The sequence below is a fragment of the Prescottella sp. R16 genome, assembly GCF_030656875.1.
Taxonomy (GTDB): domain Bacteria; phylum Actinomycetota; class Actinomycetes; order Mycobacteriales; family Mycobacteriaceae; genus Prescottella.
Map to the genome: position 1 here is coordinate 1181556 of NZ_CP130943.1, position 23997 is coordinate 1205552.

24 protein-coding genes and 1 riboswitch are annotated in these 23997 nt (G+C 68.3%); of the genes, 10 read left to right on the top strand and 14 right to left on the bottom strand.

Going from position 1 to position 23997, the window contains the following annotated elements; translation table 11 throughout:
• Nucleotides 1-285: 285 nt before the first annotated feature.
• The 5 genes from cspE (at nucleotide 286) to Q5696_RS05605 (ending at nucleotide 4603) form a co-directional block, all read left to right on the top strand.
• Entirely contained in the window at nucleotides 286-489 is a 204-nt protein-coding gene (gene cspE / locus Q5696_RS05585) for a transcription antiterminator/RNA stability regulator CspE (protein ID WP_137723532.1), read from the top strand.
• Between the two features lie 152 nt (nucleotides 490-641).
• Entirely contained in the window at nucleotides 642-1139 is a 498-nt protein-coding gene (locus Q5696_RS05590; protein WP_305094215.1) for a nuclear transport factor 2 family protein, read from the top strand.
• Nucleotides 1140-1274: 135 nt separating this feature from the next.
• Complete coding sequence (locus Q5696_RS05595) at nucleotides 1275-2210, top strand: 4-(cytidine 5'-diphospho)-2-C-methyl-D-erythritol kinase (protein ID WP_305094216.1); 936 nt, start codon at nucleotides 1275-1277, stop codon at nucleotides 2208-2210.
• A complete protein-coding gene (locus Q5696_RS05600; protein WP_305094217.1) occupies nucleotides 2210-4009 on the top strand; it encodes an ABC-F family ATP-binding cassette domain-containing protein in 1800 nt (599 codons plus the stop codon). Before Q5696_RS05595 ends, Q5696_RS05600 begins: the two co-directional genes overlap by 1 nt.
• A gap of 99 nt (nucleotides 4010-4108) precedes the next feature.
• On the top strand, nucleotides 4109-4603 hold the full coding sequence (locus Q5696_RS05605) for a nuclear transport factor 2 family protein (protein ID WP_305094218.1): 495 nt from the start codon (nucleotides 4109-4111) through the stop codon (nucleotides 4601-4603).
• Between the two features lie 7 nt (nucleotides 4604-4610).
• Here Q5696_RS05605 and Q5696_RS05610 read toward each other — a convergent pair whose 3' ends face one another.
• Nucleotides 4611-6074 (bottom strand): aminotransferase class I/II-fold pyridoxal phosphate-dependent enzyme, encoded by a 1464-nt coding sequence (locus Q5696_RS05610; RefSeq protein ID WP_305094219.1) that lies wholly within the window; start codon nucleotides 6072-6074, stop codon nucleotides 4611-4613.
• 90 nt (nucleotides 6075-6164) lie between these two features.
• Here Q5696_RS05610 and Q5696_RS05615 point away from each other — a divergent pair, with 90 nt between their 5' ends.
• Nucleotides 6165-7223 carry an enoyl-CoA hydratase/isomerase family protein gene (locus tag Q5696_RS05615; protein ID WP_305094220.1) on the top strand — a complete coding sequence of 353 codons (1059 nt, stop codon included), beginning with the start codon at nucleotides 6165-6167 and terminating at the stop codon, nucleotides 7221-7223.
• A 20-nt stretch (nucleotides 7224-7243) separates the two neighbouring features.
• Here the strand turns inward: Q5696_RS05615 and Q5696_RS05620 are convergent, their stop codons facing one another.
• Both Q5696_RS05620 and Q5696_RS05625 read right to left on the bottom strand, forming a co-directional pair.
• Nucleotides 7244-8071 (bottom strand): aldo/keto reductase, encoded by an 828-nt coding sequence (locus Q5696_RS05620; protein WP_305094221.1) that lies wholly within the window; start codon nucleotides 8069-8071, stop codon nucleotides 7244-7246.
• 49 nt (nucleotides 8072-8120) lie between these two features.
• The gene (locus tag Q5696_RS05625; protein WP_305094222.1) at nucleotides 8121-9317 is read right to left on the bottom strand and encodes an MFS transporter; all 1197 of its coding nucleotides are present in this window, start codon (nucleotides 9315-9317) and stop codon (nucleotides 8121-8123) included.
• A 144-nt stretch (nucleotides 9318-9461) separates the two neighbouring features.
• Here Q5696_RS05625 and Q5696_RS05630 point away from each other — a divergent pair, with 144 nt between their 5' ends.
• Nucleotides 9462-9911 carry a MarR family winged helix-turn-helix transcriptional regulator gene (locus Q5696_RS05630; RefSeq protein WP_305094223.1) on the top strand — a complete coding sequence of 150 codons (450 nt, stop codon included), beginning with the start codon at nucleotides 9462-9464 and terminating at the stop codon, nucleotides 9909-9911.
• Nucleotides 9912-9920: 9 nt separating this feature from the next.
• On the opposite strand, the gene Q5696_RS05635 is transcribed toward Q5696_RS05630, so the two are convergent.
• From Q5696_RS05635 to Q5696_RS05650, 4 genes are all read right to left on the bottom strand, one after another.
• On the bottom strand, nucleotides 9921-10790 hold the full coding sequence (locus Q5696_RS05635; RefSeq protein ID WP_305094224.1) for an LLM class F420-dependent oxidoreductase: 870 nt from the start codon (nucleotides 10788-10790) through the stop codon (nucleotides 9921-9923).
• A 28-nt stretch (nucleotides 10791-10818) separates the two neighbouring features.
• A complete protein-coding gene (gene pnuC, locus Q5696_RS05640; RefSeq protein ID WP_305094225.1) occupies nucleotides 10819-11481 on the bottom strand; it encodes a nicotinamide riboside transporter PnuC in 663 nt (220 codons plus the stop codon).
• A gap of 34 nt (nucleotides 11482-11515) precedes the next feature.
• A complete protein-coding gene (locus tag Q5696_RS05645; RefSeq protein WP_305094226.1) occupies nucleotides 11516-12091 on the bottom strand; it encodes an NADPH-dependent FMN reductase in 576 nt (191 codons plus the stop codon).
• 151 nt (nucleotides 12092-12242) lie between these two features.
• Nucleotides 12243-13943: a peptide chain release factor 3 gene (locus Q5696_RS05650; protein ID WP_305094227.1), complete on the bottom strand. Its 1701-nt coding sequence runs from the start codon at nucleotides 13941-13943 to the stop codon at nucleotides 12243-12245.
• A 148-nt stretch (nucleotides 13944-14091) separates the two neighbouring features.
• On the opposite strand from Q5696_RS05650, the gene Q5696_RS05655 reads away from it, so the two are divergent.
• Nucleotides 14092-15720 carry a fatty acyl-AMP ligase gene (locus tag Q5696_RS05655; RefSeq protein WP_305094228.1) on the top strand — a complete coding sequence of 543 codons (1629 nt, stop codon included), beginning with the start codon at nucleotides 14092-14094 and terminating at the stop codon, nucleotides 15718-15720.
• A gap of 140 nt (nucleotides 15721-15860) precedes the next feature.
• Here Q5696_RS05655 and Q5696_RS05660 read toward each other — a convergent pair whose 3' ends face one another.
• Complete coding sequence (locus Q5696_RS05660; protein ID WP_305094229.1) at nucleotides 15861-16022, bottom strand: hypothetical protein; 162 nt, start codon at nucleotides 16020-16022, stop codon at nucleotides 15861-15863.
• 360 nt (nucleotides 16023-16382) lie between these two features.
• On the opposite strand from Q5696_RS05660, the gene Q5696_RS05665 reads away from it, so the two are divergent.
• Both Q5696_RS05665 and Q5696_RS05670 read left to right on the top strand, forming a co-directional pair.
• Nucleotides 16383-16727, top strand: coding sequence for an Ltp family lipoprotein (locus tag Q5696_RS05665; protein WP_370654867.1), 345 nt, complete (start codon nucleotides 16383-16385; stop codon nucleotides 16725-16727).
• Between the two features lie 94 nt (nucleotides 16728-16821).
• Nucleotides 16822-17310, top strand: a complete 489-nt coding sequence (locus Q5696_RS05670; protein ID WP_305094230.1) for a hypothetical protein — start codon at nucleotides 16822-16824, stop codon at nucleotides 17308-17310.
• A gap of 66 nt (nucleotides 17311-17376) precedes the next feature.
• On the opposite strand, the gene Q5696_RS05675 is transcribed toward Q5696_RS05670, so the two are convergent.
• The 6 genes from Q5696_RS05675 to Q5696_RS05700 all read right to left on the bottom strand — a co-directional run bounded on the left by Q5696_RS05675 (nucleotide 17377) and on the right by Q5696_RS05700 (nucleotide 23933).
• Nucleotides 17377-18690 (bottom strand): LLM class flavin-dependent oxidoreductase, encoded by a 1314-nt coding sequence (locus Q5696_RS05675; protein ID WP_305094231.1) that lies wholly within the window; start codon nucleotides 18688-18690, stop codon nucleotides 17377-17379.
• Nucleotides 18690-19454 (bottom strand): 3-oxoacyl-ACP reductase, encoded by a 765-nt coding sequence (locus Q5696_RS05680; RefSeq protein ID WP_305094232.1) that lies wholly within the window; start codon nucleotides 19452-19454, stop codon nucleotides 18690-18692. The genes Q5696_RS05675 and Q5696_RS05680 overlap by 1 nt, the downstream gene beginning before the upstream one ends.
• A gap of 52 nt (nucleotides 19455-19506) precedes the next feature.
• A riboswitch (TPP riboswitch) is annotated at nucleotides 19507-19599 on the bottom strand.
• A 125-nt stretch (nucleotides 19600-19724) separates the two neighbouring features.
• Nucleotides 19725-20303: an aminoacyl-tRNA hydrolase gene (gene pth, locus Q5696_RS05685; protein ID WP_305094233.1), complete on the bottom strand. Its 579-nt coding sequence runs from the start codon at nucleotides 20301-20303 to the stop codon at nucleotides 19725-19727.
• An 88-nt stretch (nucleotides 20304-20391) separates the two neighbouring features.
• Entirely contained in the window at nucleotides 20392-20976 is a 585-nt protein-coding gene (locus Q5696_RS05690; RefSeq protein ID WP_305094234.1) for a 50S ribosomal protein L25/general stress protein Ctc, read from the bottom strand.
• 207 nt (nucleotides 20977-21183) lie between these two features.
• The gene (locus Q5696_RS05695) at nucleotides 21184-22659 is read right to left on the bottom strand and encodes an FAD-dependent oxidoreductase (protein WP_305094235.1); all 1476 of its coding nucleotides are present in this window, start codon (nucleotides 22657-22659) and stop codon (nucleotides 21184-21186) included.
• A gap of 101 nt (nucleotides 22660-22760) precedes the next feature.
• Nucleotides 22761-23933 carry an aminotransferase class V-fold PLP-dependent enzyme gene (locus tag Q5696_RS05700; RefSeq protein WP_305094236.1) on the bottom strand — a complete coding sequence of 391 codons (1173 nt, stop codon included), beginning with the start codon at nucleotides 23931-23933 and terminating at the stop codon, nucleotides 22761-22763.
• Between the last annotated feature and the right edge of the window lie 64 nt (nucleotides 23934-23997).

Sequence of the window (23997 nt, forward strand, 5' to 3'; positions counted from 1 at the left end):
ACGAAGGTACCCCCAGGGGGTATCCACGTCAAGTGGTTTCGTGAGAGTCCGGTCACTGTGGCGGGAGGGTGTGACGGGTGTCGGCGGGCACAATCGCGGCCGATGTGGTTGACTAGTAATCGGTCGTAGTTTTTGTGTTTGTGTTAGTCCACGCTCGCAAATCCTGAAGTTGCGGGCGGATGGATTCTCTCTCCGAGAATCTGACGAAGCCGCCGTGTGACACCGGCCCGGGGATCCCTGACTTGGCGTTCCCGAGTTTGCACTTCGTAAGAGAGAGAAAGAAACATGGCAGAAGGCACCGTGAAGTGGTTCAACGCTGAAAAGGGCTTCGGCTTCATCGCGCCCGACGACGGCTCCGCCGACGTCTTCGTCCACTACTCGGCCATCCAGACCAACGGCTTCCGCACCCTCGAGGAGAACCAGCGCGTTCGCTTCGAGATCGGCCAGGGCAACAAGGGCCCGCAGGCCACCGACGTCACCGCGATCTGATATCGCTCCCGGCCTGACCGGGATCTGACGTGAACGGGGCTCCATCCGCGAGGGTGGGGCCCCGTTTCGGCGTTTCACGGGCGGATTCGCGGGCTCGTGCGCCGATTCGGAAGTAGGGTTCGGCAATCGCTCGTGTGACCGAAAGGACTCGTGTGACCGAAAGAACGACGCCGGCTGCCGACGAACTTCGCGCACTCTCGGATCGTGCCGAGATCGGTGGCGTGCTGCTCCGCTACTTCCGGGGCGTGGATCGCCGCGACTGGAACCTGGTGCGTGGTTGCTTCTTCGAGGATGCCCGCAACGACTACGCGCCGTTCCATCAGGGCGGGCTGGACGACTTCATGCAGTTCCTCGCGGACCCGGGCGGGTTCGGTCTGTTCGATCGCACGTTCCATTTCGCGGGAAACCAGCTGATCGAACTGGATGGTGACACCGCCGACACCGAGACCTACGCGATGGCGCAGCACACCAGTGCGGCCGACGCGGGCCACTCCACCCGCAACTTCCTCACCGTGTGGTTGCGCTACCTGGACCGGTTCGAACGCCGCGACGGCCGGTGGGCGATCGCGGACCGTCGGATCGAGGTCGACTGGATGCGCAACGACGCCGGTGACGGCTGGGTGGACGTCCCGGGTCGGGCGCCGCGGTAGCGCCGGGCGACCGGGGCGTGCTGCCCGACACGGGGAGGGCGTGTGGAACTGGTTCATCCCCGGCGTGCGGTGGGCGGAAGGGGCGCCTGAGGTGCGTTTTCGTCCCCTCGGGCGCACCGCCTATTGTTGGAACCTGTGCTCTCCGTCGTTCCGCGCCCTGTCGTCGTCCGGGCCCCGTCCAAGGTCAACCTGCATCTCGCGGTCGGTGACCTGCGCGCCGACGGCTACCACGAACTGACGACGGTCTTCCAGGCGCTGTCGCTCACCGACGACGTGTCGGTGGTTCCGGCGGAGGAGCTGTCCGTGCGGGTGCGCGGCGAGGGCGCCGCGTCGGTGCCCACCGACGCGTCCAACCTGGTGTGGAAGGCCGCCGAGCTGCTCGCCGCCGAGGCCGGTATCGCGCCCGAGGTGGAGATCTCGATCGACAAGGGCATCCCGGTGGCCGGCGGCATGGCCGGCGGCAGCGCCGACGCGGCCGCCGCGCTGGTGGCGTTGAACGAGCTGTGGCAGCTGGACCTGTCCCGGGACGCTCTCGACGTCTTCGCGTCCCGGCTGGGCAGTGACGTCCCGTTCGGTCTCCACGGGGGCACCGCGGTCGGGACCGGGCGCGGCGAGAAGCTGCTTCCGGTACTGTCCCGCAACACGTTCCACTGGGTGCTCGCCCTCGCAAAGGGGGGGCTGTCGACGCCGACGGTGTTCCGGGAACTCGACCGGTTGCGGGCGGAAGGGGCACCGCCGCGGGTCGGGGACCCGTCCGATCTCATGCACGCGCTCGCCACCGGGGACGCCACCGCGCTGGCCCCGCTGCTCGGCAACGATCTCCAGGCCGCGGCCCTGTCCCTCGCACCGGAGTTGCGCCGCACCCTGCGGGCGGGCGTGACGGCCGGCGCGCTGGCCGGGATCGTCTCCGGGTCGGGACCCACCTGCGCGTTCCTGTGCGCGGACGACGACGCGGCCGTCGACGTGAGCGCCGAACTCTCCGGTGCGGGCGTGTGCCGCACCGTCCGTGTCGCGAGCGGTCCGGTGCCCGGTGCCCGCGTGATCGACCCCGAGCCGGAAGGCAGCTTCTGATGGCGAATTTGATCAATCTGGAACAGGTGTCGAAGTCCTTCGGGATCAAGCCGCTCCTCGATTCGGTGTCCCTCGGGGTGCAGGAGGGGGAGCGGATCGGCGTCGTCGGCCTCAACGGCGGCGGCAAGACCACGATGCTCGAGGTCCTGGCGGGGCTCGAGGAGCCGGATTCGGGGCGCGTCAGCCGGGTCGGCGGGCTGCGCATGGCGGTCGTGACGCAGCGCGGTGTGCTGCCGTCCGGCGCCACGGTCGGGGACGTCGTCCTCGGTCCGCTCGGGGTCGCCGACCACGAGTGGGCAGGTGATGCCCGGATCCGCGGCGTCCTCGCGGGTATCGGGATCGACGGGCTGGGGCTCGACGCCGGTGTCGACGGCCTGTCCGGTGGCGAGCGGCGCCGTGTCGCGCTGGCGGCGGCACTCGTGCAGGAACTGGATCTGTTGGTGCTCGACGAGCCCACCAACCATCTCGACGTCGAGGGTGTGCAGTGGCTGGCCGAGCACCTGGTGTCGCGGCGTTCGGCGCTGGTCGTCGTCACCCACGACCGCTGGTTCCTCGACACGGTCGCCACCCGCACGTGGGAAGTGGTGGGCGGCAAGGTCGAAAGCTACGAGGGCGGCTACAACGACTGGATCTTCGCGCGGGCGGAGCGGGCCCGGCAGGCGGACGCCGCGGAGGAGCGCCGGCAGAACCTCGCGCGCAAGGAGTTGGCGTGGCTGCGTCGCGGTCCGCAGGCGCGTACGTCGAAGCCGCGGTACCGGGTGGAGGCGGCGGAGGCGTTGATCGCGGATGTGCCGCCGCCGCGGGACTCGATCGCGCTGGCGTCGTTCGCGAAGCGCCGGCTGGGCCGGGTCGTCATCGAACTCGAGGACGTGCAGCTCACCACGCCGGACGGCCGGGAACTCGTCCACGATCTGACGTGGCGGCTCGCGCCGGGTGAACGCGTCGGCCTGGTCGGCGTCAACGGGTCCGGGAAGACGACGCTGCTGCGCACCCTCGCCGGGGAGCTGGAGCCGGCGCGCGGGCGGCGGATCCAGGGCCAGACCGTGAAGATCGGCTGGCTGCGGCAGGAACTCGACGATCTGCCCACCGACATGCGGGTCCTCGACGCCGTCAAGGATGTCGCCGAGCGGATCACGCTGGGCGACAAGGAGGTTTCGGCCGGTCAGCTCGCAGAACGTCTCGGGTTCGCGCCGGCCCGGCAGCGGACACCGGTGGGGGATCTCTCGGGTGGTGAGCGGCGTCGTCTGCAGCTCACCCGGGTCCTGATGGCGGAGCCGAACGTGCTGCTGCTCGACGAGCCCACCAACGACCTCGACATCGACACGCTGCAGCAGCTCGAGGATCTGCTCGACGGCTGGGCGGGCACGCTGGTCGTCATCTCCCACGACCGCTATCTCGTCGAACGCATCTGCGACACCACGTGGGCGCTGTTCGGGGACGGCAAGCTCACCAATCTGCCCGGTGGCATCGAGGAGTACCTGCGCCGGCGTGCGGTGCTCGCGCAGCGGGAGTCGGTGCCGTCGGCGGCGGCGAGTGTGGGTGCGGCGGGTGCGGAGCCGTCCGCTACGAGGGCGCCGCGTGACGGCGCTGCCGACCGCGCGGCCCGCAAGGAACTGTCGCGGCTCGAGCGGGCGGTCGCCAAGCTCGACGAGCGGGAGACGAAGCTGCACGCGCAGCTCGCGGAGGCGGCCACCGATCCGGAGAAGCTGATGACGCTCGACGCCGAGCTCCGGCAGGTCGTGGCCGAGAAGGAGGCCGCGGAGGAGCAGTGGATGGAGTTGGCCGCAGAACTGGACTGACCGCCGCCGCAACGAGAATTGCGCTAGCCACCCCGAACGGGCGGGTGGCCGGTTAGCCTGCACTTGTACCGTACGGAGCGTCGGCGGAGGGCGGGCATCGTGGACCTGGAGGCGATCGCCGAGATCAGTCGGCTCAAGTACCGGTACATTCGCGCGCTCGACACCAAGTCGTGGCAGGATTTCGCGGACACGCTGCTGCCGGAGGCGACGGCGACGTACGCCGAGCACCTGACGTTCGATTCGCGGGACGCGTTCGTGTCGTTCCTGCAGGACACGCTCGGCCCGCACGTCATCACCGAACATCATTGCGGGCATCCGGAGATCGACGTGCACGGCGCCACCGCCACCGGTATCTGGTACCTGTCGGACACACTCGTCGTGCCGGGGGACCAGCTGCTGATGCGGGGTGCGGCGTTCTATCAGGACCGGTACGCGAAGGACGCTTCCGGACGCTGGAAGATCGCGCACACCGAGTACGAGCGCACGTACGAGTCGGTGTATTCGCTCGCCGACGTGCCGAGCTTCCGGTTGACGTCCAATCGGTGGGCGCTGCTGGGGTCGTCCCCGACGGGAAAGCCTGGCGCCGCTTCCTGATCGGGAGTCATTCACGGACGACGAGGAACGTGTCGAGGCGGGGGTGGGTGGCGTCGGGAACGGCCATTCCCGCGCGCACGCCGCTACGTAGGTAGTCGATCACGGCGGTGTCGAGGCGTTCGCCGGGCACCGCGACCGGGATGCCGGGCGGGTACGGGGTCAGTTGTTCGGCGGCGATGCGCCCCGCGGCGCGGGACGCCGGGACGGTTTCGGTGGGGCCGAGGAACGCGGCGCGGGGGCTCGTGACCGACTCCAGTTGGATCTCGTCGGGCGTGGGGAGGACGATCGTCTGCGGTTCCGGGAGATCCGTTGCAGCGGAAGCGAGTCGGCGCAGGGAGTTCAGGAGCCGCTCGGCGCTGTCGTGGTCGTCCGCGAGCGACATCGTCGCGAGGATGCGGCGGTGATCGGTCATGCCGACGTCGATGCGGGCGTGTTCGCGCAGCCAGTCGCCGCACTGGTAGCCGCTCGCGCCGGTGCCGGTGACATCGATCAGGATCTGCATGCGATCGAGGTCGTGGGACGCCTGATGGCCGAGCAGTTCCTCGTCGCACACGTGCAGGCCGTCGATCGACTCGATCTCGGTGCGCAGACGGTCCGTCAGCTGGAGTGCCGACTCCAGCAGTGCACGGCCGTCCTCCACCATCTGCCGCCGCCACCCGTCGAGGCCGCCGTAGATCAGTACGTTGGGGCTGGTGGTCATGAGGAGGTCGGCACAGTCCGACAGGTGATCGAAGTCGACCAGATCACCCTGCATGTGGAACACCGAGCCCTGCTCGAAGCCGGTCCCCATCTTGTGGACGCTGACGACGCAGATGTCGGCACCGGCGTTCATCGCCCACGTCGGCAGCCTGTCGTGGAACGGCAGGTGCGCACCCCAGGCCTCGTCGATGATGAGCGGCTTCCCGCGTTCGTGACAGACCCGGGCGATGCCGTCGATGTCGGCACAGGTGCCGTACGGGCTGGGCGAGACGATCAGGGCGCCCGCGGCGTCCGGATTGCGCTCCCATTCGGCGCGCACCTGTTCCGGCGACGGTGGGTGCGAGATGTGCCGTTCGGCATCCCACTGCGGTGTCACCCACCGCGGTTGGATGCCGCCGAAGACGAGTCCGGCGACGACGGATTTGTGGGCGTCCCGGCTGAGCAGCAGGCCGCCCGGGTCCCCGCCCGCGACGGAGAGCATTGCCGCCTTGACGGACAGCGAACTGCCGCACGTGGAGAAGAACGCTTTGTCGGCGCCGACGGCGTCGGCCATGAGGGCTTCCGCGTCGGTGAGACAGCCGTTGCTCGACGTGCGGTCGTCGAGCCCCGCGGTGACCAGGACGTCGCTGCGGTATGCGTCCGCGCCGATCGTCGCGAGGGCCCGCGGATCGGTGCCGCGTCCCTGGCGGTGGCCGGGCGGGGTGAATCCGTACCGGTCCAGCCGACGGTATTCGTCGAGTGCTTCGAGGAGGGGTGCCCGCGTCTGATCCATGGGGCGGGGTTACCCGGATCGGCAGTCGGTTATGCGCGTGTCGCGGGTACCTGGCAGGCTGGGTGAGTTGTTCGACAGAAGGGAGTCTCGATGACGTCGTTCATCCGGACCCGTGTGCACGGCAGTGTCGCAGAGATCGTTCTCGACCGGCCGAAGGCGCTCAATGCACTTGACCTCGGCATGATCCGCGGCATGCTCGACGCGTTGACACAGTGGCGTGACGACGATGCGATCACGGCGGTGCTGGTGACGAGTTCGTCGGATCGCGCGTTCTGCGCCGGCGGCGACATCAAGTCGGTGCGGCAGGCGGCGCTCGATCGGGACTCCGGGTCGATCCATGCGTTCTTCTCGACGGAGTATGAGCTCAATGCGCTCATCGCGAACTATCCCAAGCCGTACGTTGCGCTGATCGACGGGCACGCGATGGGCGGTGGCCTCGGTATCTCGGTGCACGGTTCGGTCCGTGTCGTCACGGAGAAGGCTGCGCTCGCGATGCCGGAGACGGCGATCGGTTTCTTCCCCGACGTCGGGGCGAGCTATTTTCTGCCGCGGCTGACCGGGTCGACGGGCATGTACCTGGGTCTGACGGGGGCGCGGGCGTCCGGCGCGGACGCCGTCCACGCGGGCCTGGCCACTCATTTCGTTCCCAGCGATACGCTCGAGGCCCTGGCCACCGACATCCGCAAGGTCGGTGACCGTGCCGATCTCGAGGCGGCCCTCGCCCGTCACACGGTCGCCGCCCCGGACTCGGAGCTGGCGCAGCGGCAGACCGAGGTCGACCGGGTGTTCGGGTCGGGCACGGTCGCCGACATGCTCGCCCGGTTGACCGGCGACGACGAGTGGACCGCGCAGACCCGCGAGGCACTCACGACGCTCGCCCCGAGCAGCCTGTGGATCACGGCGGAGCTGGTGCGCCGCGGCGCGGACCTGACTCTGCAGCAGTGCCTGGACCTCGAGCTGGTCCTGGGCGCCGAGGTCACCCGAAACGCCGACTTCATCGAGGGTGTGCGGGCCGTCCTGGTCGACAAGGACCGCAACCCGTCCTGGAATCCGCCGGCGATCGACGACATCGACTCCGAGGCGATCGAAGCGCTGTTCACCGAGATCACTGCGGACGTGACCGACTCGCAGCCGTCGCACAGCCGGTAACACCACGCGCGGCCGGGCGCCTAGCCGTTGAACTCGGCCGGGTGCGGTCCGGTCCGACCGTCGCGGTCCAGTGCATCGACTTCCGCCAGCTCGGCGGACGAGAGTTCGAAGCCGAGGATGTCGAGGTTCTCCCGGATTCGCGACGGCGTCACCGACTTCGGGATGACGATGCGTCCCTGCTGCAGGTGCCAACGGAGGACGACCTGGGCGGGTGTCCGCTGGTGGGCGGCCGCGATCCGGGCGATCGCCGGTTCGTTCAGGACGGCGCCCTGAGCCAGCGGACTCCACGCTTCGGTGGCGATGCCGTGGGCGTCGGCGAACGCGACGACGTCGCGCTGCTGCAGTGCCGGGTGCAGTTCGATCTGGTTGACGGCGGGGACGATCGAGCCGGCGTCGAGCACCCGCCGCAGGTGCTCGGGCAGGAAGTTCGAGACGCCGATCGCCCGGACGCGCCCGTCCGCGTACAGCTTCTCGAGCGCCCGCCACGAGTCGACGTAGCGGTCGTGGGCGGGGGCCGGCCAGTGGATCAGGTACAGATCGAGGTAGTCGAGGCCGAGTCGGTCCAGGCTCGCGTCGAATGCGGTGAGGGTGGTGTCGTAGCCCTGGTCGCTGTTCCACAACTTGGACGTCACGAACAGGTCGTCCCGCGCGATACCGGAGGCGGCCAAGGCTTTTCCGGTGCCGGTCTCGTTGCCGTAGATCGCCGCGGTGTCGATCGACCGGTATCCGGCGGCGAGGGCAGCGGTCACCGCGGCGGTCGTCTCCTCGTCGGGGACCTGGAAGACGCCGAAGCCGATCTGCGGCATCGTGACGCCGTTGTTCAGGGTGACGGTGGGGACGGTGGACATGATTCTCCTTGGGTGTGGGTATGGGTGTGGGTCGGTCGGTTGGGGACGGTCAGACGCCGGCGAGGTGTGCGGTGTGGTTCGTGGAGGCAGTGCCCTTGCGGGCGTTCGCCTTTCGGGCCGCTACTGCCGTGACGGCGACGGCTGCCAGGGTGATGGCGGCTCCGGCCCAGATCGGTGAGGTGTAGCCGAGGCCCGCCGAGATGGTGACGCCGCCGATCCAGGCGCCGAAGGCGTTGCCCGCGTTGAAGGCGCCGATGTTGGCGCCGGACGCGAGTGTGGGTGCCGCGCTGGCGTACTTCATGACGCGCATCTGCAGGCCGGGGACGGTCGCGAAGCCGAAGACACCCATCAGCAGCAGGGACACGACGGCCATGACGGGGCTGGTGGCGGTGAGCGCGAAGACGGTGAGGACGACGGTCAGCACGGACAGTGCCGTCAGCAGGGTGGCGTCGACGTTTCGATCGGCGGCCTTGCCGCCCAGTGTGTTTCCGACGAACAGCCCCACACCGAACACCATGAGCAGCCACGGCACCGTCGCGCCGGCGAAGCCGCTGACGGAGGTGAGGGTGAAGGCGATGTAGGTGAAGGCGCCGAACATGCCGCCGTAGCCGAGGACCGTGACGGTGATCGACGCCCACACCTGCCCGGAGCGGAAGGCCCGCAGCTCACCGCGCAGTCCGGTGGTGCCCGCGGTTCCCGGTTCGGTGGCCGGGACCAGGATGAGGATGCCGACGAGGGCGACGACGCCGATCGCGCTGATCGCCCAGAACGTCGAACGCCATCCCGCGGCCTGCCCCAGCAGCGTCCCGAAGGGGACTCCGAGGACGTTCGCCGCGGTCAGGCCGGTGAACATGATCGCGATCGCTCCGGCCTTCTTGTTCGGCGCGACCATGTCGGCCGCGACGACGGCGCCGATTCCGAAGAAGGCTCCGTGGCACAGTGCCGCGACGACCCGGCCGAGCAGCATGGTGGGGTAGTCGGGGGCGAGCGCCGAGAGAGTGTTCCCGACGATGAAGAGGACCATCAGTCCCGCGAGCACGGGTTTGCGTGGGAGTCGGGTGACGGCAGCGGTCAGGACCAGGGCGCCGACGACGACGCTGAGTGCGTAGCCGGAGATCAGCCAGCCGGCGGTGGCCTCGCTGACGGCGAAGTCGGCGGACACCTCGGGTAGCAGTCCCATGATGACGAACTCGGTCAATCCGATGCCGAACCCGCCGAGGGCGAGGGCTAGCAGGCCTATGGGCATGTGGAGTGCTCCTTGAAACACGGTGAGAGCAGATGGGGCGCGTAAGCTGTTAGTTGCAGGCGCTGGATAAATAGTTGCACGAGTAGATATGCCGCGCAAGCAACTATCTGGATGTGTAAGGCTCGTCACCGGGAAAGGGGCATCGTGGGCATCAGGGACGATGCGGTCGAGATCAGGTCGCAGGGGTGGCGGACGCTCGCCGCGCTGCACGGGCTGATCGAGTCCGAACTCGAGCGATCGCTGCAGGCGGAGGTCAAGCTCTCGGTCGTGGAATACACGGTGATGGACGCCCTGAGCAGGCAGGACGGCTGGCACATGCGCATGCAACAGCTGGCCCGCGCGGCGGCGCTCAGTGCCAGCGCTACGACGCGGTTGGTGAATCGACTCGAGGACCGGGGCCTGCTGACCAGGATCCTGTGCGCGGACGACCGGCGCGGGATCTACACCGAGCTCACCCCGGCCGGGCGTGACCTGCTCGCGGAGGCGCGACCGATCCACGACGCGACGCTCGAGCGGGCGCTCGCCGGCGCGCGGGAGGTGCCCGAACTGGCGCCCCTCGTCGACGCGCTGCCGCTGCTGCACGCCGCGTCGTAGGCCGGGGGCCTATCCGCCGATCTGCAGCGCCGCGGCCAGCTTCCGCAGCGCCGGCAGCGGGTCGCCGGTCATCGGAAGTATCTGTACGGCAACGTGGTCGGCACCGGCCTCGAGATGCGCGGTGAGCCGCGGGGCGATCGTGGCCGCGTCCCCGTGCGCGACGAGGGCGTCGATCACGCGGTCACTGCCTCCGTTGTCGAGTTCCTCGGTCGGGAAGCCGAGCCGCTCGAGGTTGCGACGGTAGTTCCGCAGGTGCAGGTACGGGTTCTCGACCGCCTCGCGGCCGGTCGTGCGGGCGGATTCGACGTCGGTGCTCAGCACCACTTTCTGTTCGGGGGCGAGGAGGACGTCGGGTCCGATGATGTCGCGGGCCTGTCGGGTGTGTTCGGGGGTCGTCAGATAAGGGTGCGCGCCGGCGGACCGTTCGGCGGCCAGTTTCAGGACTTTGGGGCCGAGTGCGGCCAGAACCCGCCGCTGCTTCGGGACTCCGGCGTCGTCGAGGACATCGAGGTAGCGGACGAGGGCGTCGTACGGTTTCTCGGCGCCCATACCGGGCACCTCGGGGTGGCCGACGCCGATGCCGAGTACGAAGCGTCCGGGGTGGCGGGACTCGATGCGGTGGTACGACTTCGCGATCTCGTCGGCCGGTGCGGAGAAGATGTTGACGATGCCGGTGGCGACGGTGATCGTCTCGGTGCCCGCGATCAGGTCCTCGATCACCTGCAGGTCGGCGGGCGGGGATCCGCCGGCCCAGATCGCGCCGTAGCCGAGTCGTTCGATCTCGGCGCCCACCTCGGGTGGCAGCCCGAAGGCGTGCCGCCAGACGCCGAACCGACCGTAGGACGGGGTCTCTGCCGTGCCGCGTGTGATCTGTGCCATGCCGGGTCCAACCGGGCGGGGCCGCACATCATTCCGGGACGGGCACCGGTTCCGTGGCACGACGCTGGATCCGCAGCCACACCGCGAACCCCCACAGCACGAAACCCGCGTACACGAGGTACAGCAGCGCCGACGGGTAGTAGCCGCCGTGGAACAGCAGGGGGACACCGACGGCGTCGACCCCGATCCAGATGAGCCAGAACTCGGTCCAGCCGCGGGCCATGCCGTAAGTCGCGAGGATCGACCCGGTGAAGATCCAGGCGTCCGGCCACGGACCCCACGAGCCGAGCGCCTCGAAGACCTTCGCGAACACGACGGTACCGACGGCCATCGTCGCGATCATCCCGACGCGCGCGCGGGTCGACGCCCAGTGCGGGAGTACGGCGTCCCCGGAGTCGTGGCGGGACCGGAGCCAGCGTGTCCATCCGTATGCGCTGACGGTGACGAACAGCAGCTGGCGTCCGGCCTGCCCGTACAGATCGAGGTTCTGCGGGGTGTTGAACAGTGCCCCCATGAACACCGTGAACAGCAGCGCGTTGCCGACGATGCCCACCGGCCACGCCCACACGACGCGCTTCATCCCACCGACCGCGGACGCGATGCCGAATGCGTTGCCGACGATCTCGCGCCACAGGATGACGGCGCTGCCGAGGTGCAGTTCGGCGTCGAAGAGTGCGGTCAGGGGATTCACGGAACCAGTTCTACCCGCAGCACGGCACGGAGTGTCAGGCGGTGGCCATCGCGGACTCTCGGACGGACTTCATGGCGTGCGTCCACGGCACCAGCTGGTCGAGGACGGGGGCGAGCGAGGCGGCCTGCTGTGCGGTCGGGGTGAAGGTGGAGTAGTTCTCGAAGTCGGTGAACAGCGAGAACATGCCGGTCTTCTGCACGTGCGCCACCTGGAGTTCGGAGAGCATGCCGCGCAGGTGCTCGACGGCCCGGGCGCCGAAGGCGGAGCCGTAGCCGACGATGCCGGCGGCCTTGTTCGCGAACTCGGCGCTGAGGTAGGAGATGGCGTTCGCCAGGGCCGGGGTCACCGAGTGGTTGTACTCGCCGGTGACGAAGACGAAACCGTCGAACTCGGAGATCTTGGCGGACCAGGTCTTGGTGTGCTCGTGCTGGTAGTTCTGCATGCCCGCGGGGTAGGGCTCGTCGAGGACCGGCAGGGCGTAGTCGGCGATGTCGACCAGCTCGTAGTCGGCGTCACCGCGCTCCTGGGCCTGAGCCAGCACCCACTCGGCGACCTGTCGGTTGACGCGGCCGGGGCGGGTGGATCCGGTGATGACGGCGATCTTGACCATGGGTGACTCCTCGGGTCGACTTCGAACGGTATAGTTGATACTTCAACTATATTGCGGTGACTCCATGGTGGACCCATGTTGTTGAAATGTCAACTAGATGCGTGACGCATCGGCCTACCGGTCCGGCCGGACCGGTAGGCCGACGGGGTCGCTACTGGTCGCCGGCGGCGACGAGTGCCTCGAGCGTGAGCTCCGGCATTTCCTTCTGGATGTACTGCAACCGCCACTTGTCGCTGAACAGGGCGAGCAGGGCGCCGTCGGTGCGGGTGAACACCTCGACACCGCGCTGACGGCCCAGCTCGGCGGCGGACTCGGAGTCGGTGCGACGGGCCAGCTGGTACGGCAGGTTCTCGATCAGCGGAGCGACGTTGAACTCGGCCTTCATCCGGGCGGAGACCACCTCGAACTGCATGGGACCGACGGCCGCCATGACGGGGGACGCGTCGCCACGGATGTCGTTGCGCAGAATCTGCACGACGCCCTCGGATTCGAGCTGGTCGACGGCGCGGCGGAACTGCTTGTACTTGCCGGCACTCTCGGCGCGCAGCACCGCGAAATGCTCGGGCGCGAACGACGGGATCGGCGGGAACTCGACCTTCTTGTCGGTGTACAGCGTGTGCCCGGGGGCGAGCGCGTTGGCGTTGACGAGGCCGACGATGTCACCCGGGTAGGCGTTCTCGACGGTGTTGCGGTCGCGGCCGAACACGGTCAGCGCATACTTGGTGGCGAACGGCTTGCCGGTCTGGGCGTGCGTGACGACCATGCCGCGTTCGAACACGCCGGACACGACGCGCATGAATGCGAGCCGGTCGCGGTGGGCGGCGTCCATACCGGCCTGCACCTTGAACACGACGGCACTGAACGGGTCTGTCACCTCACGTTCGTCACCGGTGACGGTCTTGTGTGGGCCGGGTGCGGGGGCGACGGCGATGAGGGTGTCGAGGATCTGCCGGACACCGAAGTTGAGCATCGCGGACGCGAAGATCACCGGCGACGTCTGCCCGGCGAGGAACATCTCCTGGTCGTGGTCCTGCCCGGTGGCCGACAGCAGTTCGCTCTCCTCGGCCGCGGTCGTCCACTCGTCGCCCTCGCGGTCGAGCGCCTCGTCCGGGGTCATCCGCTCCTCGGGGGCGATCTTCGCGCCACCGGCGGTGCGGGTGAACCGGATGTACTCGTCGGCGGTGCCGTCTTCTCCGCGACGCAGCAGACCACGGAAATCGCCCGCGATACCGACCGGCCAGTACAGCGGAGTGGGGGTGAGGTTGATGCGCTCGCTGATCTCGTCGAGCAGCTCGAGGGGGGTGCGACCGGGGCGGTCCCACTTGTTGATGACGGTGACGACAGGGATGCCGTGGTGGTGGCACACCTGGAACAGCTTCAGGGTCTGCGGTTCGAGACCCTTCGCGGCGTCGATGAGCATGACGGCAGCGTCGACGGCGGTGAGGACGCGGTAGGTGTCCTCGGAGAAGTCGGAGTGGCCGGGAGTGTCGACGAGGTTGATCACGTTGATCTGGTCGTCGGGGGTTTCGTCGGAGTGGTAGTTGAACTGCAGTGCCGTCGACGACACCGAGATGCCGCGGGCCTTCTCCATCTCCATCCAGTCCGACACCGTCGACTTGCGGCCGGCCTTGCCGTGGACGGCGCCGGCCTCGGAGATCTTCTTCGCGTGCAGCGCGAGGGCCTCGGTGAGCGTGGACTTACCGGCGTCGGGGTGGGCGATGACGGCGAACGTGCGGCGACGGGCCGCTTCGGCCGCGAGGGACTTCGGGGCGGTCCCGCCGGGGGTCTCGGTTCCTGGGGTGACCGCCTTCTCGGCGGTGTCGATGTCGGCCGAGTCGGGCGCGCTGGTCAACGGTGAACCTCTCGAGGGTCGGATTCGGGGCCGCTACCAGGGTACTCGGGAGCTCGGACGCGGTAACAGGTCGGCACCGCTTGCGGATATACGGATCGGAGATCGCCACACCGTCGTAGTGTCCGCACTGGACCGGCAGGAGCTTCTCATGAGCATGTTCACCGACGAGATGTATGCCACGGCCGCGACCAGTTCGCAGGCCCTGATCACAGGTGAGCCGGACGCCCCCCTGACCCAGAGTTGGGGCGAGGTGCATGCGATCGCCCGGCGCATGGCCGGTGCGCTGGCCGCTGCCGGGATCGGGCGGGGTGACGCGATCGGGGTGCTGGCGGGGATGCCGGTCGACATCGCACCGGCCTGCCAGGCGATCTGGATGCGCGGCGGCTCGGTGACGATGCTGCATCAGCCGACACCGCGCACCGACCTGCAGGTGTGGGCGCAGGACACCGAGACGGTGGTCGGAATGATCTCGGCGGCCGCGGTGATCGTCGGAGCCCCGTTCGAGGCGGCGGCACCGGTCCTCGCCGAGCGCGGCATCACCGTCGTCACGATCGACGCGATGCGCGAAGGTCCGGACATCGACCCGCTCGAGACGGCCGAGTCGGACATCGCGCTGCGGCAGTTGACGTCCGGCTCCACCGGCTCGCCCAAGGCCGTGCAGCTCACGCACGGCAACTTCTACGCCAACGCGTACGCGATGATCGACCGGCTCAAGGTCAGTCCCGAGCGGGACGTGATGATCAGCTGGCTGCCGCTGTTCCACGACATGGGCATGATCGGGTTCCTCACGGTACCCATGCAGATCGGCGCCACCACCGTCCACATCACGCCGCTCGATTTCCTGAAGGCGCCGCTGCTGTGGGCCGAGCTGATGGGCAAGTATCGCGGAACTGTCACGGCTGCACCGAATTTCGCGTACTCGCTGTTGGCGCGTCGGCTCGCGCAGGCGCCGGCGGGGGAGTACGACCTGTCGTCGATGCGATGCCTGCTCAACGGTGCCGAACCCGTGGACCCGGACACGATGGTCGCGTTGGCCGACGCCGGAACCCGGTTCGGGCTCGATCCGGCCGCGCTGGCGCCGACGTACGGGATGGCGGAGGTGACACTCGCGGTGTCGGTGCCCGAACCCGGTGTCGGTCTCGTCGTCGACCGCGTCGATCCGGACCTTCTCGAGGCGGGCGGTCTTGCAGTGCAGTCGAATCGGAGCAACGCCCGACCGCTCGCAACCCTCGGCCGGCTGGTTCCGGGACTGGAGGGGCGGGTCGTGGCCCGGGACGGACTCGAGTTGCCGCGGCGTGCCGTCGGCATCATCGAACTGCGCGGAAAATCCGTCACCCCAGGATATCTCACGGCCGACGGGCCGGTCGAAACCCAGGACGACGACGGCTGGATCGACACCGGCGACATCGGCTATTTCACCGAGGACGGGCTCGTGGTGGTGTGCGGACGCGTCAAGGACGTCATCATCATGGGCGGGCGCAACATCTATCCCACCGACATCGAACGCGCCGCTGGATCCGTCGCGGGTGTGCGCCCCGGTAATGCCGTCGCGATCCGACTCGACGCCGGTGACAAGCGTGAAAGTTTCGCTGTTGCAGTCGAAACCAACGCCATCGACGACCCCGACGAGGTGCGCCGCATCGAACGCGACGTGGCCCGCGCCATCGTCTCCGACGTCGGCGTCCGCCCCCGCACCGTCGCCGTCCTCGGACCCGGCGCCATCCCCAAGACCTCGTCGGGGAAACTACGGCGGTCGAGTTCGATCACACTGCTGTGAATCGGGGTCTTTGCCGCGACCGCCCTGTTGTGTCATCTTGACCGGGCCGAGCCGCAGGGGGCGCATCGGCGCAGGGAATGACACGGGGGTCCCGGTGTTCGCTGTCAACGGGTCAGAGCTGTCTGTGCTTCGCATCGAGGTCAGCGTCGGGGCTTGATGAGGAGTGCGCCCGTCGCTGCGATCGCCACGAATATCACGGTGAGGGCCATCGTCCACTGACCGACGAGTGCTGCTCCGAACACGATGGAGCCGAGGGCTCCGATCGTGCCGACGACCAGTAGGAGCGCACTGATCAAGGTCATGAGGTGATTCTCTCCATTCGACAACTGATCCGCCAGCATGACGGACGGATGCCGCAAGGTTGTGGTGCCGGGGCGATGCCGGCGTCGTCACCGATGGTTCTGCGTTGATGCAGCACCTCTTTGAGCGAGTCTGCGAGTTCCGACAACACGATCCCGGCTCATCGACAGCCCCGGCAGCTACTCGGCACGGGCTGATCGTCCATGGGCCCGTTACGTGACAGGGCCCGGAAAATAGGTCCGATATCGGAACTTGTTGTTGCACTGGATTTGTCGGATCAATGCAGTACATTCTTCGTATCCCGCCCTCGGTGTCGCACATTTGTTCATGCGCGGCTCACCCCTGAACAGAGGAAATACCCGATGAACGAGAACAAGTGGAGCGCAACTCCGATGGCACCCATGGCTGCCGATCCGCAGCTCAGCTCCGGTCAGCGGAACGCGGTCTGGTCCGCCCAGCAGTACTTGGAATCGGCGGCGTTCTCCCGAAGCGGGTTGATCGGGCAACTCGAGTACGACGGCTTCTCCACCGCAGAGGCGACATACGGAGTGGACAGCTGGATTGTGGACTGGAACGAGCAGGCAACGCTGAGTGCCCGGCAGTACCTCGGGACGATGCCGTTCTCCCAGAGGGGGCTGATCGAGCAGTTGCAGTACGACGGCTTCACCAGCGCGCAGGCCCAGTACGGGGTCAACGCAGCCTACTGACACGACGGGGCGTCCGAGGGGTGTCGGACTTCACTGCCACAATCACCTGGACCAGGAGGCCACCGGGCCTCCGCCCAGTTGGATCGGGAAGGCCATGAACACTGTCCGCCCCTATCTCCGCGTCGTCGCCGGCTTCTTCGCCGCCGTGTGTACGTGGATTGCGATCGTCGACCTCATTCTTCTCGACGTCGGCTCGGCCGTGATCTCCCTGCTGTTCGCGGCCGGTCTCTGGTATCTCGCTGTCGGCCGCCCGATCCGTGACCGCCGTGCCCGCACCGAAGCCGATGCCGCTGCCCTTGCCGCCCGCGCCCAGGCCGGGCACGAAGCGTTCCTCGCCGGTGACACCGCGGCCGCGTTCGCCCCGCCACCCGAACCGGCGCCGAGGAAGCCGATCCGCAAGGGTGTCGTGATCGCTTCGGCCGTCGCGGCACTGCTCGTCCTCGTCGGCATCATCGGTGACATCGGTGACGGCCTCGACAGCAGCTCGAGCACCACACCGTCCTCGAAACCCGCCACGCCCGCACCTGTCTCCGATCCGGAACCGGACAGCGTCACCCCGCAGGAGCTGATGCCGACCCCGTAGCGGGACTGCCGCAACGGCGAACCCGGAGACTGCTCGTAGCGGAGGCTGCTACGAGCAGTCTCCGGGTCACCGGACGGTCGGCCTACCCGAGCCCAGGCTGTCCCGGAGTGTCGTGCCAGGGTATTCGGAGCGGAAAAGGTTGCGGCGCTGCAGTTCCGGAACCACCAGGTCGACGAAATCGTCGAGGGACGCCGGGTAGGTGGGGCACATCAGATTGAAGCCGTCGCACGCCCCCGACCGAAACCATTCCTCGATCCGGTCGGCGATCGTCTCCGGCGTCCCGATCATCGTGGCGTGGCCGCCGCCCGCCGCAAGATAGCCCAACAGTTCCCGCAGGGTCGGACGCCTACTGGAGATGATCCGCTGCACCGTCGAGTAGCGGCCCTGCGGGCCCGTGAACTCCTCGACGGGAGGCAGGTCCGCCACTGCCGCATCGAGATCGTGCCCGGTGTAGTCTTGGCCGGTGAACACTCCCAGCTGCGCGATCGCCGCATCCACGTCGAGGAGGGCGTCCAGTTCCGCTTTCTTCGCCAGCGCCTCCTCCTCGGTGCGGCCGACGTAGGTCACCAAGCCCGGCAGGATCGCCACGGTCCGAGGATCACGTCCCGCAGCAGCGATCCTGGCCCGCACATCGGATGCGTACTCCACTGCGGCAGGCAGATCCCACGCCACCGAATAGACGGCCTCGGCATGCCGTGCTGCGAGCGTGCGCCCGGCATCGGAGGCCCCCGCCTGGAACAACACCGGCCGGCCCTGCACGCACCGCGGCACCGTCAACGGCCCGTCCACGCGGAAGAACCGGCCACGGTGGTCGACCCGGGAGATGTCGCCGGCATCGAGATAGCGGCCCGACGACCGGTCGATCACCAGCGCGTCCTCGCCCCACGAATCCCACAGTGCCAGTAGGACGTCGATGAACTCCTCGGCGCGAGAATAACGCTCCTCGTGGTCCGGTAGCCGGTCGAAACCGTGATTGCGTGCCTCGGTGTCGAACATCGACGTCACAATGTTCGCCCCGGCCCGCCCGGAACTGATGTGATCGAGCGATGCGAGTAGTCGGGCCGCATGGAACGGGGTGTAGAAACTCGACGACACCGTGGTCACGAGGCCGATCCGCTCGGTGGCTCGGGCCATCGCCGCCAGCGCGGTCAACGGTTCGAGGAACCAGGTGGTGCCGGCCGTGTACTCCGGGTCGACGCTGTGACCGTCGGCGAAGAACACCGCGTCCAGGTGTCCCCGCTCCGCCGTGCGGGCCAGCTCTTCGAAGAAGGAGATGTCGCCGATCCGTTCGGCGCACGAATCCGGGTGCCGCCACGCCGCCGAATGATGCCCGACACCGTAGAGGAACGCGTTGAGGTGCAGGGTGCGCTGCTCGGCCATCAGTTCATCACCAGGCCGCCGTCGACCACCAGGTTCTGTCCCGTGACCGCCCGGGCCCAGTCGGAGGCGAAGAACAGGACCGCGGCCGCGATGTCGGCGGGCGTGGTCACCTTGCGCAGCGGCGTCGACGACGCGATCAGATCGAACACCGCTTCCGGGGTGGCGGCCGATGCGTCCGTGGTGCGCAGCAGCCCGCCCGACACCATGTTGACGCGGATGCCGTCGGGTCCGAGATCCGCGGCGAAGGTGCGTGTCAACGACAGCAGCGCGGCCTTCGCGGCCGTGTAGTCGTGGTAGGGCACCACCGGATGCTGAAACAGATTGGTGCCGATGTTGATCACAGATCCGCCCGAGGCTTCACGCATGCCCGGGACGGCGGCCTGGATCGTGTTCACGGCACCCTTGACGATGCCGTCGAACTGGGCGGTGAACGCCTCTCCACCGATCCTGTCGGCCTTCTCCCGCGCATCCCCGTTGAACAGGAAATCCGGCAGCGCATTGTTGACCACGGTGGTCACCGGACGCCCGAAATACTCACGAGCGGTTGCGAACATGGCGTCGACCTGTGCGCGATCCGTGACGTCCGCAGCGATCGCGACGGCACGGTCCGCGCCGATCGTCGCAGCGATTTCACGGGCGTTGTCCGCGCTCGAACGGTAGTTGACGACGACGGCAGCGCCTTCGTCGGCGAACGCTTCGACGATGTGGCGGCCCAGGCCCCGGCCGGCTCCGGTGACGAGGACCAGGTGTTCGTTGATGTGCATGGTGTTCCTTCCCCAGGATAGGGAAGGGTTGCGTGACCTCGACGGCACCGAACCGTCGACGGCTCGGCATCCCTTCGCTCGTATGATCGAGATCAGGTTCGACGGGTGTTCTCTCAGCCGATGAACGGCACCCCGTGTCGAGTCCTGGGGTCAGGTTACCTGTTCTGATCTTGTTTGCCACCGCCGGTTCCGGCCCCTCGGGGCGAGTTCGCGCATGTCGAGGTGGCGGGGATTCCGGGGAGTGGGGAACACGGTATGTGTGCGACAGCCTCAGTGCAGCCGGTTCTGTGCCGCTTCCAGGCCGAGCTGGAGGACGAGTTCGACGGCGTCGGCGGCTTCTTCGCAGACGAGGTCGAGTTCCTTGCGTTCGACACTGGAGAACGGTTTGAGGACGTAGTCGGCGGGATCTTGGCGGCCGGGGGGCCGGCCGATGCCGACGCGGGTCCGCAGATAGTCCTTGGTGGCAAGGGATTTGCTGATCGAACGCAACCCGTTGTGGCCGCCTTCACCGCCGCCCTGCTTGAGCCGGACGGTGCCGAAGTCGAGGTCCAGTTCGTCGTGGACGACGACGATGGAGTCGGGTTTCACGGAGAAGAAGCGGGCAAGCCCGGCGACGGGGCCGCCGGACAGGTTCATGTAGGTGCGCGGTTTGGCGAGGATCACCTGGCGGCCGGCGAGCCGGGTCTGGACGATCTCGGCGCCGCTGCGCTTGTGGGCGCTGAACTTGCCGCCGACCCGTCCCGCGAGAACGTCGGCGACCATGAAGCCGATGTTGTGTCGGGTCTTCTCGTACTGGGGTCCGGGATTGCCCAGTCCGACGACGATCGCGGTACCGGTCTCGTCACTCACAGCTGCAGGTGTCCTTTCCGAACGACAGCGGCGTGCCGAGCCCGAACGGGGCTCGGCACGCCGCTGTGCGTGAAGCGGGGGAAGGCGATCAGGCCTCGGCCTCGGCCTCTTCGGCGGCCGGCTCGGCAGCCTGTGCGGCGACGACGTTCACGAGCAGCAGATCCGCGTCGTCGGCGAGGGTGGCACCCTGGGGCAGCGTCAGGCCGCCGGCCAGGAACTGTGCGCCGACCTCGGCGCCCTCGACCGAGATCTCGATCGAGTCGGGGATGTGCAGGGCCTCGACCTCGAGCTTGACGGTCGAGATCTCCTCGTTGAGGAGGCCGCCGGGGGCGAGGAGACCGGTGATGACGATCGGGACCTCGACCGAGACCTTCTCGCCCTTCTTGACGATCAGCAGGTCGGAGTGCTCGATGTGGCGGCGGATCGGGTGGACGACGACCGACTTGGTCAGCGCCAGCTGCTCCGTGCCGTCGACATCGAGGGTGAGGACGGCGTTGGTGCCGTGTGCACGCAGGATCGCGGCGAACTCCCGGGCCGGGAGGTTCAGGTGCTGCGGGTCGGTGCCGTGGCCGTACAGCACGGCGGGAACCTGACCGTCACGGCGGGCGCGACGGGCGGCACCCTTACCGAACTCGGTGCGGACGGACGCTACGAGACGATTCTCGTCGGACATGAAAACGGCTCCTACAACTCGCGTGAGATCTTCGTTGAACAGTCGTTCGTCGCGGCGAGGGCGGACGGACACGAACGACCGGAGCGCAAGCTCTACGAAGCCGTGGCCGCGTCGATCACGGTGACTGTGCGGTGCGCGCAGTTCCCTCGCCGAGACAACTCGAAACACCTTACCGGACGACGCGGCCCCTGTCAGCTCCGGCCCCGGTCAGCCGCGGGCTGCGGCGATTCCGGCGCGACGACCGAAGAAGCTGCCGTCCCCGAGGGACGTGCCCGACGCGTAGCCACCGGCGCAGACGCCGGAGGTGCAGCGGCCGGCCGCGAACAGGCCGGGGATCGGCTCACCGGAGACGTGCAGCACCTCGGAGTCGGTGTTGGTGCGCAGGCCGCCGAGGGTGAAGCCGCCGGTCATGCCGCGCAGGTCGATCGCGGCGACGGGGGAGCCGATCGGCTTGACCCACTCGGTCTTCTTGCCGAACAGCGGATCCTCGCCGTTCTCGGCGTGCCGGTTGTAGACGTCGACGGTGGCCTGCAGGGCACCCGCGGGCAGCCCCATCTCGGCTTCGAGTTCCTCGACGGTCTCGGCGACCCACTTGGGCTGGTGACGCAGCTGCGGGCTCGACGTCGGGCGGGTCATGCCCTCCTCGTACGCCGCCTCGTCGATCACGAGGAACGCCTCGTTGTGGTTCTCGTACAGCGTCGCCTGCCCGACGCGGCCCGGGTAGGTGTCCTCGTTGATGTAGCGCTGGCCGCGGCCGTTGACGAGGATGCCGCGGATGAACAGCTGGGGATCGCAGAAGAAGGCGACCTCGGCGGCGTCCATGTGTGCGAGGTCCGCGCCGAGGGCCTGCGCCATGCGGATGGAGCGGCCGTCGTGCTCTTCGATCGAGGCGGCCGGACGGTTGACCATCTTCGGCGCGAACGACTCGAGCATCTGGTTGTTGTAAGCGAAGCTGCCGGTCGCGAGGACGACACCCTTGCGGGCGCGGACGGCGACGTCCTTGCCGTACTGCTTGGCCTGCACGCCGACGACCCGTCCGTCCGCGTCGACGATCAGGGTCTGCACCCGCATGTCGTACTCGGAGCGCACGTTCAACGCCTTGGCTGTATCCACGAGCGGCTTCATGAGCATGTAGCCGCCGCCCTTCTCGGAGCTGACGTGCTTGTCCTGCATCTGCGGGACGTGGCCCCGCGGTGCGGGCGGGATGGTCGCGTTGAACGGGGCCGCATTCTCGCCACCCGTGTACTGCAGGCCGTCGTCGCCCGGCGGCTCCCAGCCAGGCTCGCCCCAGAAGCTCTCCTTGAACGGAACCCCGCACTCGTCGACCAGCCAGTGGTAGTGGTCGACACTGCCCTCGCAGTAGGCGTCGATCTTCGCCTCGTCGGTGCCCGGGCCGAGCGCGGCCTTCATGAAAGCCTTCATGTTGTCGACGGTGTCCTCGAACCCGCACGCCTTCTGCAGTGGGGTACCGCCGCCCATGTAGATGAAGCCGCCGGCCATCGCCGCGGCGCCGCCCCAGCCGCCGGTGCGCTCGAGCACCAGGACGTCGGCGCCGTTCTGGGCTGCGCCGACCGCGGCAGCCGCCCCGGCCACGCCGAAGCCGGCGACGACGACGTCCGCCTCGTAGGTCCATTCGGTGATCTGATCGGCGGAAATCGGGGAAATAGGGGTGGCAGTGGCCATGTGGGCGTCCTCTCCTGATTGAGTCGAACAAACGTGTGACCCAGATCATGGAACGACGGCGGGGGTGAACGGCAGGCAGTTCCCGGACAGTGGGAACGCCGTCAGCGGATCCCGGCGACGGCGGTCAGGAACCGGTCGAGGTCGTCGTCGGAGACGAAGTAGTGCGGCGACGCCCGGACGACGGAGTCGAGGCCGCGGGCACTCATGTCGAGCAACGTCGAGGACCGTCCGCTGACGGTCACGGTGATCTGCTGTCGTGCCAGGAGATCTCGGACAGTGTGCGGGTCGGCGGCGTCGACGGTGAACGTCACGATGCCGCTGCGGTCGGTACCCAGATCGCGGACGGTCACGCCGGGAACGGCGTCGAGGCCGCGGCGGATCTTCCCGGCCCGGTCGGCGATCGCCGTTGCGGCAGCATCTATTCCGATGTCCAGCAGGTAGTCGACGGCAGCGCCGAGACCGAGCCGGGCCGCGACGTCGTACTCCCACAACTCGAAGCGCGTGGCGTCGGATGCGGGGCGGTACGTGCCGGGGCCGGTCCACTCGGCGCTGTGCAGGTCCAGTGACGTCGGCTCGAGTTGCGCCACGAGTTCGTCCCGGACATGGAGGAATCCGGTGCCGCGCGGGCCACGTAGCCATTTGCGGCCCGTCGCCGACAGGGCGTCGACACCCAGTTCGGTGACGTCGACGGGGATCTGACCCACCGACTGGCACGCGTCGAGCAGCACGAGTGCGCCGTACCGGTGCGCGATCTCGACCACCTCGCGCACCGGGTTCACCAGACCGCCGTTGGTGGGGGCGTGCACCAGCGACACCAGCCGGACCCGTTCGTCGAACAGATCGTCGAGCGCGCCCAGATCGATCCGACCGTCCGGGGTGCTCGGCACCACCTCGACGACGGCACCGGTGTCGTGGGCGCGTCGTAGTGCGGTGATCGCGTTGCTCGCGTACTCCACCTGGGAGACCAGGATGCGGTCACCCGGCGCGAACGGCACCGCACCCACGAACGTGTTCCAGGCGCGGGTCGCGCTGTCGACGAGCGCGACCTCGCCGGGCGCCGCACCGATCAGCCGTGCCACCGACGTCCGGACGGCGGTGAGGGCGTCGGCGCGTTCGTCGGCCGCGACGTAGCCGCCCACCTCCGCCTCCCGGCGCAGGTGGCCGATCACCGTGTCGAGGACCGGCTGCGGTGGCAGGGACGAGCCGGCGCTGTCCAGGAACACCCTGTCGCGGCAGCCGGGGGTGTCCCGGCGCAGTCGGTTCAGATCGAGCATTCGGGCATTTCCCCTCTCCGGTAGCGACACCTCGAGGGGCGTCCTACTGTCGAGGAGAACACAC

What these genes read in the sequence shown, in the direction of transcription:
- cspE (WP_137723532.1), top strand. Translation starts at nt 286, where the DNA reads ATGGCAGAAGGCACCGTGAAGTGGTTCAACGCTGAAAAGGGCTTCGGC.
- Q5696_RS05600 (WP_305094217.1), top strand. Translation starts at nt 2,210, where the DNA reads ATGGCGAATTTGATCAATCTGGAACAGGTGTCGAAGTCCTTCGGGATC.
- Q5696_RS05610 (WP_305094219.1), bottom strand. Translation starts at nt 6,074, where the DNA reads ATGGATCAGACGCGGGCACCCCTCCTCGAAGCACTCGACGAATACCGT.
- Q5696_RS05615 (WP_305094220.1), top strand. Translation starts at nt 6,165, where the DNA reads ATGACGTCGTTCATCCGGACCCGTGTGCACGGCAGTGTCGCAGAGATC.
- Q5696_RS05620 (WP_305094221.1), bottom strand. Translation starts at nt 8,071, where the DNA reads ATGTCCACCGTCCCCACCGTCACCCTGAACAACGGCGTCACGATGCCG.
- Q5696_RS05625 (WP_305094222.1), bottom strand. Translation starts at nt 9,317, where the DNA reads ATGCCCATAGGCCTGCTAGCCCTCGCCCTCGGCGGGTTCGGCATCGGA.
- Q5696_RS05635 (WP_305094224.1), bottom strand. Translation starts at nt 10,790, where the DNA reads ATGGCACAGATCACACGCGGCACGGCAGAGACCCCGTCCTACGGTCGG.
- Q5696_RS05645 (WP_305094226.1), bottom strand. Translation starts at nt 12,091, where the DNA reads ATGGTCAAGATCGCCGTCATCACCGGATCCACCCGCCCCGGCCGCGTC.
- Q5696_RS05655 (WP_305094228.1), top strand. Translation starts at nt 14,092, where the DNA reads ATGAGCATGTTCACCGACGAGATGTATGCCACGGCCGCGACCAGTTCG.
- Q5696_RS05660 (WP_305094229.1), bottom strand. Translation starts at nt 16,022, where the DNA reads ATGACCTTGATCAGTGCGCTCCTACTGGTCGTCGGCACGATCGGAGCC.
- Q5696_RS05665 (WP_370654867.1), top strand. Translation starts at nt 16,383, where the DNA reads ATGAACGAGAACAAGTGGAGCGCAACTCCGATGGCACCCATGGCTGCC.
- Q5696_RS05670 (WP_305094230.1), top strand. Translation starts at nt 16,822, where the DNA reads ATGAACACTGTCCGCCCCTATCTCCGCGTCGTCGCCGGCTTCTTCGCC.
- Q5696_RS05675 (WP_305094231.1), bottom strand. Translation starts at nt 18,690, where the DNA reads ATGGCCGAGCAGCGCACCCTGCACCTCAACGCGTTCCTCTACGGTGTC.
- Q5696_RS05680 (WP_305094232.1), bottom strand. Translation starts at nt 19,454, where the DNA reads ATGCACATCAACGAACACCTGGTCCTCGTCACCGGAGCCGGCCGGGGC.
- Q5696_RS05690 (WP_305094234.1), bottom strand. Translation starts at nt 20,976, where the DNA reads ATGTCCGACGAGAATCGTCTCGTAGCGTCCGTCCGCACCGAGTTCGGT.
- Q5696_RS05695 (WP_305094235.1), bottom strand. Translation starts at nt 22,659, where the DNA reads ATGGCCACTGCCACCCCTATTTCCCCGATTTCCGCCGATCAGATCACC.
- Q5696_RS05700 (WP_305094236.1), bottom strand. Translation starts at nt 23,933, where the DNA reads ATGCTCGATCTGAACCGACTGCGCCGGGACACCCCCGGCTGCCGCGAC.